The sequence below is a fragment of the Frankia tisae genome, assembly GCF_025403405.1.
Classification (GTDB): domain Bacteria; phylum Actinomycetota; class Actinomycetes; order Frankiales; family Frankiaceae; genus Frankia; species Frankia tisai.
Genome location: NZ_JANEZT010000272.1, coordinates 1 through 9,448, shown reverse-complemented (window position 1 = coordinate 9,448; position 9,448 = coordinate 1). Strand labels below are relative to the sequence as shown.

8 protein-coding genes and 1 pseudogene are annotated in these 9,448 nt (G+C 73.0%); 5 read left to right on the top strand and 4 right to left on the bottom strand.

Annotation, left to right across the window (positions count from 1 at the left end):
- Nucleotides 1–423: 423 nt before the first annotated feature.
- The 5 genes and pseudogenes from NBZ85_RS34105 to NBZ85_RS22230 all read left to right on the top strand — a co-directional run.
- Nucleotides 424–1,052: pseudogene (locus NBZ85_RS34105) on the top strand (P-loop nucleotide/nucleoside kinase family protein); the annotation flags it as partial.
- 250 nt (nucleotides 1,053–1,302) lie between these two features.
- Nucleotides 1,303–2,979 carry a GAF domain-containing protein gene (locus NBZ85_RS22245; protein ID WP_261554250.1) on the top strand — a complete coding sequence of 559 codons (1,677 nt, stop codon included), beginning with the start codon at nucleotides 1,303–1,305 and terminating at the stop codon, nucleotides 2,977–2,979.
- Between the two features lie 426 nt (nucleotides 2,980–3,405).
- A complete protein-coding gene (locus tag NBZ85_RS22240; protein WP_261562534.1) occupies nucleotides 3,406–3,678 on the top strand; it encodes a hypothetical protein in 273 nt (90 codons plus the stop codon).
- Between the two features lie 120 nt (nucleotides 3,679–3,798).
- Nucleotides 3,799–4,539 (top strand): hemerythrin domain-containing protein, encoded by a 741-nt coding sequence (locus NBZ85_RS22235; protein WP_261562531.1) that lies wholly within the window; start codon nucleotides 3,799–3,801, stop codon nucleotides 4,537–4,539.
- Between the two features lie 352 nt (nucleotides 4,540–4,891).
- Entirely contained in the window at nucleotides 4,892–5,584 is a 693-nt protein-coding gene (locus NBZ85_RS22230) for a PP2C family protein-serine/threonine phosphatase (RefSeq protein ID WP_261554247.1), read from the top strand.
- 67 nt (nucleotides 5,585–5,651) lie between these two features.
- On the opposite strand, the gene NBZ85_RS22225 is transcribed toward NBZ85_RS22230, so the two are convergent.
- From NBZ85_RS22225 to NBZ85_RS22210, 4 genes are all read right to left on the bottom strand, one after another.
- Nucleotides 5,652–6,101, bottom strand: a complete 450-nt coding sequence (locus NBZ85_RS22225) for a cation transporting ATPase C-terminal domain-containing protein (RefSeq protein ID WP_261562533.1) — start codon at nucleotides 6,099–6,101, stop codon at nucleotides 5,652–5,654.
- A 109-nt stretch (nucleotides 6,102–6,210) separates the two neighbouring features.
- Complete coding sequence (locus NBZ85_RS22220; RefSeq protein WP_261562532.1) at nucleotides 6,211–7,302, bottom strand: P-type ATPase actuator domain-containing protein; 1,092 nt, start codon at nucleotides 7,300–7,302, stop codon at nucleotides 6,211–6,213.
- Between the two features lie 44 nt (nucleotides 7,303–7,346).
- Nucleotides 7,347–9,011, bottom strand: a complete 1,665-nt coding sequence (locus NBZ85_RS22215; RefSeq protein WP_261554245.1) for a SulP family inorganic anion transporter — start codon at nucleotides 9,009–9,011, stop codon at nucleotides 7,347–7,349.
- Between the two features lie 39 nt (nucleotides 9,012–9,050).
- The coding region (locus NBZ85_RS22210) for a CBS domain-containing protein (protein WP_261562530.1) at nucleotides 9,051–9,448 on the bottom strand (398 nt) is incomplete at its 5' end.

Sequence of the window (9,448 nt, the reverse complement as noted above, 5' to 3'; positions counted from 1 at the left end):
CCCCGGGGCCCGCCCTCCCGCTGGCGGTCCGCGGGGCACCGGCCGCCACCCCCGCTGGGCGCGGCCGGTGGTCACGGTGGCCGTCGGGTTCGTGCAGTGGCTGGCCGGGGCAGGTCCAGGGAGGTCCGGTCGAGCTGGGAAGGTCGGCTGTTGGAGGTCCGAAGGGCCCGCGGCCAGGTGCCTTCCGGCATTCGTCGCCGAGATGTGCCGTGGGCAGGATGACGTTGCCCACATTCGTGGGGGACGCGGGTCGGCTCCGGGATCCTGCCGGCCCGGGATCCTTCGGGACGGCTCGGGATCCTTCGGGACGAGGACAGGAGACGATCGACTACCGCACCCGCCAGGCCCGGCTCGCCGCCTGCGAGGCCGAGGTGAGGCTCAACCGGCGCCTGGCCCCCGACGTGTACCTCGGCATCGGCGACAGTCGCCTTCCTCGCGATGGATCTCGAACGGCTCGGCCATCCTGAGGCGGCGCGGTACTTCCTGGACGCCTACCGAGAGTTTTCCGGCGAGACCCATCCGGCCTCCCTGGAGCATCTCTACATCGCCTACCGGGCCTTCGTCCGGGCCAAGGTCGCCGGCATCCGTGACCACCAGGGGGAGCCGGGCGCGGCCGGCGCCGCCCGCGAGCTGGCCGCGATGGCCCTGCGTCACCTGCGCCGCGGCCGGGTCCGGCTGGTCCTGGTCGGCGGCCTTCCCGGGACCGGCAAGTCGACGCTGTCCCAGGGGCTGGCCGACGGTGGGGACGGCTGGGTGCGGATCGGATCCGACGCGGTGCGCAAGGGGCTGGCGGGTCTGGCTGCGGAGCAGTACGCGGCCGACGCGTTCGGCGCGGGGCTGTACGGCCCGCAGCCGACCGAGGCGACGTACTCGGAGCTGATGCGACGCGCCCGGACGGCCCTGGAACGGGGGAGAGTGTGGTGCTCGACGCCTCCTGGACCGCCGGCGCGCACCGGCAGCTCGCGGCCCAGATCGCCACCGAGACCGACGCCGACCTGGTGGAACTGTGCTGCGTGGCGCCGCCGGAGGTGGCGGCCGCACGGATCGCGCGCGCCCTCGTCGCCTGACCGGCCCGGGCCGAGACGAGCCGGTGCCGGCCGGTGCGCCGCCGCCGTTCGCCGGGTTCGCCGGGTTCATCGGGTTCATCGGGTTCGTCGAGACCTCGAGGTCGGTGCTGTACTTCTTCGGGGATCGGGTCTTCGAGTCCGGTACTGTGCGGGCGTGGGCAGGGAAGCCGAGCTCGCCGCAAACGGGGCTGGGGCGCAAGCAGACTCCCCGTCGCCGTCCCCGCAGGGGGAGGGCTTGACCTTTCCTGTCGTCGCGCGGCTCGAACTCGACGAGCTGCTCACCCAGCTGGTCGAGCGCGCCCAGGACGTGCTGGCCACCCAGGGCCGGTTGCGCGGGCTGCTCGCAGCGAGTCGTGCTATCGCCACGGACCTGCGGCTGCCGATGCTGCTCCGGCAGGTCGTGGAGGCGGCGTGCCAGCTGCTCGACGCCCGGTACGGGGCCCTGGGCGTCATCGCGGCGGACCGCACCCTGGAGGAGTTCATCCACGTCGGCATGGACCCGAAGGACGTCGAACAGATCGGTCACCTGCCCACCGGCCACGGTGTGCTCGGTCTCCTGATCGACGATCCCCGGCCGCGCCGCCTCGACAACATCTCCCGGGATCCGAACGCGTACGGCTTTCCACCCGGGCATCCGCCGATGCGAACGTTCCTCGGCGTGCCCATCACGGTGCGTGGTGCGGTGTTCGGCAATCTCTATCTGACCGAGAAGCGCGGCGACGCCGCCTTCACCGCGGAGGACGAGGAGCTCGCGCTGGCACTGGCCGCCAGCGCCGGCGTCGCGATCGAGAACGCGCGGCTGTTCCACGACGCCCAGCAGCGGCACCGGTGGATGAGCGCCTCGGCCGAGGTGACCCGGCAGATCATGGCCGAGGCCGACGGCGCCCTCGGGTCCGTCGTGCAACGGCTGTGCACCGTCGCCGGCGCGCAGTTCGTCTCGGTCGCCCTGCGCGAGGAGGATCCCGGCAGTGTCCGGGTCACCGCCGTCGCCGGGGTGGACACCGCTGGGCGTGTCGGGCAGCGGATACCGCTCGAGGGCACCCTGGCCGGCCGGGTGATGGCGGAGCAGCAGCCACTGCGGGTGCAGGATGCCCGTCTCGACTCCCTTCCCGAGGAGCGGGGGGCCGAGACGGGCTCGTTGATCGTCCTGCCGCTGCTCGCCGGCGCCGACCACGTGTCCGGCGTGCTGCTCGTCGGCCGGAACCGGGCCGAGCGGCCCTTCAACGACGCCGATCTCGCCAGCGCCGCCAGCTTCGCCGGCAACGTGGCGATCACCCTGGAGCTGGCTCGGGTCAAGGCCGACCGGGAACGGCTGATGGTGCTGGCGGATCGTGGTCGCATCGCCCGTGACCTGCACGACCACGTCATCCAGCGGATGTTCGCCGTGGCACTCGGCCTGCAGGACGTCGCCCAGTACGAACGGCCGGCGAACGCCGAGCGGCTCAACCAGTACGTCGACGACCTCGACCTGACCATCAAGGACATCCGACGGTCGATCTTCGAGCTGCGCAGCAGCGGCGAGCCGGAGGAACAGCGCCGCCTGCACACCGAGATCGACCGGATCGCCGAGGACGTCCGCCCGGCCCTCGGCTTCACGCCGACCATCCGCTACTCCGGCCCGCTCGAGACCGTGGTCGGAGACGAGCTTGCCGACCACGTGATCGCCGTCGCCCGGGAGGCGCTGACCAACGCGGCGCGCCACTCCCAGGCCCGGTCTGTCGAGCTCCACCTCGGCGTGGCCGGCGACGCGGTGGTCGTCGACGTGATCGACGACGGCGTCGGCATCGGCTCCGCCGATCGGCGCAGCGGGTTGGCCAATCTCCGGTCCCGCGCCGAGCAGCTCGGTGGAACCTTCGCCCTCACCACGCCGACCGGCGGGGGCACCCATCTGCACTGGGCCGCCCCGCTGTGACCGTGTCCTGACGGACTCCAGCCCCCACAGTGCACGACGATGGGCGATGATCATGGGCGGAGATCATGGGCGGAGAATCTTCTCGGGAACCTGCCGCGGCGGCCGACGCGCAACCGGGCGTGGTCGGAGGCCGGGCCTGGTCGACCCCGCGGAGGCGGGCGGCTCTGCTGGTCGGCCTGGCCCTCGGCGGCCTGGTGATCGGCGTCGTCGCGTGGTTCGTGGACCAGACCCGCATCAGCGCGGTGGCCTGGGCCGCCCGCCGAGGGGTGATCGTCAAGGGTGGTGGTGCCCTCGAGGCGCTGGGCCGGGCCGACACTGTGCTCTTCGACAAGACGGGCACCCTCACCGTGGGCCGCCCCACCGTCACCGACGTCATCACGGACGCGGCGGACGTCGTCGAGGAACCCGGTACCGGAATCCGCGGCGGTGGGCGGCCATCTGGTCGCGGTCGGAACCGCTGCCTGGGCCGGGGCCGCCGCCGCTGCCGGGGCCGCACCAGTGGCCGAGGCCGGCGGCCGGTGGGTTCGCACGGTCCGCCGGCGGTGCACGTTCGACGGATCGACCGCGGTGTTCGTCGGCGTCGACGGGCGGCTCGCGGGTGCGCTGCTGCTGGACGATCCGCCGCGACCCGACGCGCCGCGGATGATCAACCGGCTCCGCGCCACCGGGGTGCGCCGGATCGTCACCGGTCACCGGTGACCGGGCCGAGGTCGCCGAGTCGGTCGGGGCCGGGCTCGGCGTCGACGAGGTGATCGCCGAATGCACACCGGCCGACAAGCTCGCCGCGGTTCGGGCCGAGGCCGTACCGCGCGCACCGTCATGGTCGGTGACGGCGTCAACGATGCGCCGGCACTCGCCGTGGCGACGGTAGGGGTGGCGCTGGCCGCGCGCGGAACCACGGCGTCCGCGGAGGCCGCCGACGTGGTCCTGACCGTCGACCGGCTGGACCGGCTCGCCGAGGCGATGGCGATCGCCGCGCGCTCGGGGACCATCGCCCGGCAGAGTGTCCTGCTGGGGATGGGTCTGTCCGGAATCGCCATGGTCGTGGCGTCGTTCGGCGGCCTGGCCCCGGCGCCGGGGGCGCTGTTGCAGGAGGGCATCGACATCGCCGCCATCGGCAACGCGCTGCGGGCACTGCGGCCGGGCCGAGATCGGTCGGTGTCCCTGCACGGCGAGCAGGCGGCGATGTCCGAGCATTTCGCCGCCGAACACCACCGCCTGCGTCCCGGGCTGGATCTGCTCCGGAGCGCGGCGGCGGTGGACGACGACGCCGAGGACGACCAGTTCTACCCGGTGCTGACGAGCGTGCTCGGGGGGAGCGAGTCGACCGCCATGATGAGCCGGGCGCACATGGAGATCCACCATCTCGTCCGCCGCCTCGGCCGGCTTCTCGACGAGCTCGATCCGGCCGACCTCGACCGGGACGACGTCCGCGATCTGTGCCAGCTGCTCTACGGGTTGTATGCGGTCCTCCGCCTGCACTTCGCGCAGGAGGAGGACTACTTCTCGCTGGCGGATGCCCCGCCGGTCCCGCCGGCGGGCGGGGAGGCGCCGGCCTGACCTGTCCCATTCGGGACCTTCGGCTGACCCGGTCGAAGGTCGAAGGTCGATGCGTCGAGGGGCCGAAAGTCCCTGGCGCGGACCGATTCGCGCCGGCTGTTGATCTACCAGGGCAGGCCCGCCCGCCGGTTTGTCCCCGATGACCGGGATCGGCTGGCACCGCCGGGCGCCCATCCGGGCGGCAAGGCCCGTCCGGGCACTCCAAAAGTCCCTGGTATGGGCCCTGCGCTGCCGAGAGGCTGGTCGCAGCGGCATGTTTCCCCATGGAATCAGTCTGGAGGCGTCCATGCGCCACCCCTCGATGACCGTAGCTTGGAACGAGACCGATCCTGCGGTTCATGGGGCTGGCTGCGTGAGTCGTCAGGTCCCCCGGATGCGGGCCTACTGGCGTTCGCTTCCCGTGATCCCTGGGCGCGGTGGGGACTGGGTGGACGTGCTGGACCTCGGTGACGGGCGGCTCGCGCTGTGCATCGGCGACGCCGCCGGCCACGGCGAGCGGGCCGCGCTGTTCGCGCGAAGCCTGCGGCAGGCGATGCGCCGGCATCTGTTCGCCGGCCTGAAGCCCGGCCTCGTGATCAGCCGGACGGTGGACGACGTCGCCGCGGCCGGCGACGTCGGGGAGATGTTCGCCACCGCCTTCCTTGCGGTGGCCGAAACCCGGTCGGGTCGCGTGGACTACGTCAACGCGGGGCATCCGCCGATCCTGCATATGCCCGCGCCCCCGGTGGGCGGGGATGGCGGCGAACCACGTGTGCTCGGTCCGACCGGGCCGATTCTCTCCGATCTGTTCGCCGGCACCGAGATCTGGTCGTCGCGTTCACTGACCATGGCGGTCGGGGACCTTCTGCTGCTGTACACGGACGGCATCAACGAGGCCCGGGACGAGCACGGTGATCAGTTCGGCACGCGGCCCCTGACCACATCCCGCGCCGGGACGGACTCGCCCGCCGGGTTGCTGCGCCGGCTGTTCGCGCAGGTCGCCGAGCATACCCACGGGGCCGTCGAGGATGATCGCACGATGGCGATCCTCGCTCGCCAGGTCTAGACCCCGCCGGCGCCGTCCGCACCGGTGACGGTGCCCGCGCACACCCGGATCCGTGCGGCCGCCGAGCTCATGAACGGGGCCGGTGTCGGACGGGAGCGGTGTGCCGCGGGACGGGGAGATCCTCGAGGGTGCGACCCCGCCGGCGCAGGAAGAACTTGCGGATCTCCTCCAGCCACAGCGCCGAGGAGGCGATGCCCGCCGCCAGCAGCCATTCCCGCCAGCCCAGCGGCGCGGTGTCGAAGAAGCCGCGCAGAGCCGGGACGCTGACCACCAGGACCTGGAGCACGACGACGCCGAGGATCGCGACCAGCACCGCCCTGTTCGCCAGGGTCCGGGCGTTGAACACCGACGCGGTGTCGCTGCGCAGGTTGAGCAGGTTGAAGAGCTGGAACAGGGCGAAGGTGGTGAAGGCGACCGTGCCCGCGGCCGTCTCGGCGCCTTCCGCGGGCAGCGGGCCGGGCAGCACGCTGATCGCGATGAGCGTCCCGGCCGCCATGACGGCGGCAAGGCCGGTGATGCGGGCCAGCCGGGGGCCTGTCAGCAGGCGTTCCCCGGCCGGCCGCGGCGGGCGGCGAGTGCCGGTCCGGCTGACTCCCGCGGCGGGTCGATGATCGCGACGAGCCCGATCATCGCCAACCGCGCCACCCCGGACAGCGGATCGCCAGGCCGGCGCCGCCGTCGGCCGCGGGAGCCCGGCGCCCACCGTCGGCTGCATCGGCTCCGTCGGCAATATCCGCAATATCCGCAAAAGGATGCACGGTCGCCATCAGTCGGTAGTCCGCGTCGAACGGGACCTCGGCGAGGCGGGGTCGGCGTCGGCGTCGGGCGCCCACGTCCACTCCGCTCTTGGCGGCGAGTGCCACCAGCGCGCCCTCGGTCGGGTCGCCGACGAGCTGCCCGTCGCCGACGGTCGCGTCCGAGCACAGCGCGAGCACCTCGACGGCGACGGGTGGCAGGCTGGCCGGGGCACCGTCCCCGTCATGGATGCGGCCGTCCGGGCCGTAACCGAGCCCGGTGACGCTCAGCTTCCGACCACCGGACCAGATCGCGGTGGCGGTCATCTCGTTGCGTTTCGCCATCCGGGACGTGCCCATCGCGAGGGTGAACGCGACGACCGCGGGCAGCCCTTCGGGGATGGCGGCGACCGCCAGCGACACCCCCGTGAGGAACAGGTCCGCGAGGTCGCGTCCCTGGACGACACCAAGCACGACCACGACGACGACCACGGCGGCGGCGATCGCCGCGATGGTCCGGCCGAGCTGGTCGACCTGGCGCTGCAGCGGCGTGCGCCGGACCGGCGTCTGTTCGAGCAGCTCGGCGATCTGGTCGATCTCGGTGCCCATGCCGGTCGCGGTCACGACCGCGAGCCCGCGGCCGCGGGTGACGACCGTGTTCATGTAGACCATGTCGGATCGGTCGGCCAGCGCCGCGTCGGGCGGCGCCGCGCCGGTGCCCTTGCCGACCGGTGCGGCCTCCCCGGTCAGGGTCGACTCGCCGACCGCCAGCGTGGCCGCCTCCACCAGCACGACGACGCCGATGACGATCGGTGTCTCGAGCGACTTCGACACGACCGCGCTGACGATCGCCGCCACCGCCAGGATGGCGATCAGCAGGTCCGCGAACTGCCGGAGGAACAGCCTCCAGACCGGCTCGACGGCCCCTCGGCCGGATCGACGCCGAGTGCGGCGCCGGCCCCGTCGGGGGTGAGCGCATGCCAGGCCCGGACGGGCCGGCCACCGTCACCGTCACCGGAGAGCATGTCTCATCCCAACACGGCCAGGGCCACCACCGCGTCCTCGACCGTCACGAACAGGCGGCCCGGGCCGAGCGCGGCGAGCAGGCCGGAGTGGTCCAGATCGTGGTGGACGAGGTGGGACGACCGGGCGATCCCGACGGTGACGCCGCGTCGGCCGAGCCTGTGCAGCAGGTCCCGCAGGGTCTGCGCGGCCGTGTAGTCGATGTCGGAGATGCCGCCGGCGTCGAGCACGAAGGCGTGCACCGGTGAGCGCGCCGCGTCGACGAGGTCACGGATGCGGGCAGCCGTGTGGTCGGCGTTGCCGTACCAGAGCGGGCCGTAGAGCAGGTAGACGACCACGCCGGGCACCTGTTCGGTCGGCTGCCCGACGTCGACCGGAATCCAGTGATCGGTGCCGGGTTCGCGGCCCAGCACCACATCGGCGGGACGGGCGGCTCGCCAGGTGCGGTCCGCGAGCGCCAGCACCATCGCCACGATGACGCCCTGTTCGACCCCGATCAGCGCCACCGCTGCGGTCGTGACGACGGCCAGCGCGTACTCGAGCCGGTCGAACCGCAGGATCGTGCGCAGCTCGGTGATCCGCAGCAGCCGGGACGCGACGAAGGCGAGGATCGCGCCGAGGGCGGCCTGCGGCAGGTTCCGCAGCACGCCGGCGGCCCCGGTGACGAAGCCGAGCGTGAGGGCGGCCGCGACCAGTGCGCAGACCTGCGTGCGGCCGCCCGTCGCGGCCACGATCTCGGTCCGCGGCGGGCTTGCGTTCACCGCGAACGATCCCCCGAGGCCCGCCAGCAGGCTGCCGGCACCCACGGCCACCAGGTCACGGTCGAAGTCGCCCGCAGTCCCGGTGGCCGGGGCGGCCCCGCGTTCGGTCGCCGCCGTCTGGGTCACGCACAGGAAGGTGACGATCAGTGCTGCCGGCAGGAGGTGGCGCACCTCGCTCCACGGCGCCGACGGCAGACCGATGGTCGGCAGGCCTGCCTCGACCGGGCCGACCGTCGCGACGCCCCGGGAGCCCAGCCCGAGCCAGGCGACCGCCGCGGTCGATCCGATCACGCCGAGCAGCGCACCCGGGATGCGGCGGTCGAGGCGTTCGCTCACGACGATCACAACGATGACGAGCGCCGCGATGGTCACCGCCCAGCCGTTGGTGTGGTCGAGTCTGCCGGCGACGGCACGTAACCGGCTGATGGTGTTTGTCCCCTCCCCGGGAACGCCCAGGACGGCGGGGAGCTGGCGGACGAGGATCTGCACGGCGATGCCCGCCAGCACCCCCGTGACCACCGGCGTCGACAGGAACTGGGAGACCCAGCCGAGTCGGAGCAGACCGGCCGCGGTGACCAGCAGTCCGACCATCACCGTGAGGATCGCGACGGACTGAAGGTAACGCGGATCGCCCGGCGAGCCGGCGGTCGCCGCCGCCGCGGCCAGCAGCGGCGCGATCGTCGAATCGGCCCCCACCGAGAGCTGGGGATGGCGGCCGAGCACGGCGAACATCAGCGATCCGGCGACGAAGGCGTACAGGCCGGCCGAGGCCGGTGCTCCCACCAGTCCCGCGGTGGCGACCTGCTCCGGTACGGCCAGGCCGGCGAGGGTCAGACCGGCGGCGAGATCGCGGCCCAGCCATGCGGCCCGGTAGCCGCGCACGGTGGGGATGATCGGCCAGGACGTCACAGTGCATCCCTGTATACCGGGAACGCCGCAGGCCGGTGACTACCCGGGCTGATCGTCCTCGCCGGGGTTCAACCGGGCCGCGAGCACTCCCGGTACCGCCCGCACCAGCCGCAACGCCGTCTCCGGTTCGGGCAGGCCCGCGACGACGAGGGTCACCTCGCCCTCAGTGACCTCGACGCTCGGGTGGAGTCCGCCGTCCCACCGCGCGAGCACGTCCCGGATGTCCGCGGCGATCTCGGCGTCGGGGCGGGCCAGCGGGCGGAGCAGGTCGCTGCGGCTCACCAGGCCGACCAGGCGCTGATCCTGATCGAGGATCGGCATCCGGGTGATGTGCTCGGACAGCATCGTCTGGATGATGTCCGCGACATCGGTGTCGGTGCGGGCGGCCACGGCGGGGCTGGACATCGCCTCGCCGGCGGTCAGTGGCACCTGGTCGT

Excerpts from the sequence above, each read along its gene's own strand:
- NBZ85_RS22235 (WP_261562531.1), top strand. The coding sequence starts at position 3,799 with ATGGTCGGTGACGGCGTCAACGATGCGCCGGCACTCGCCGTGGCGACG.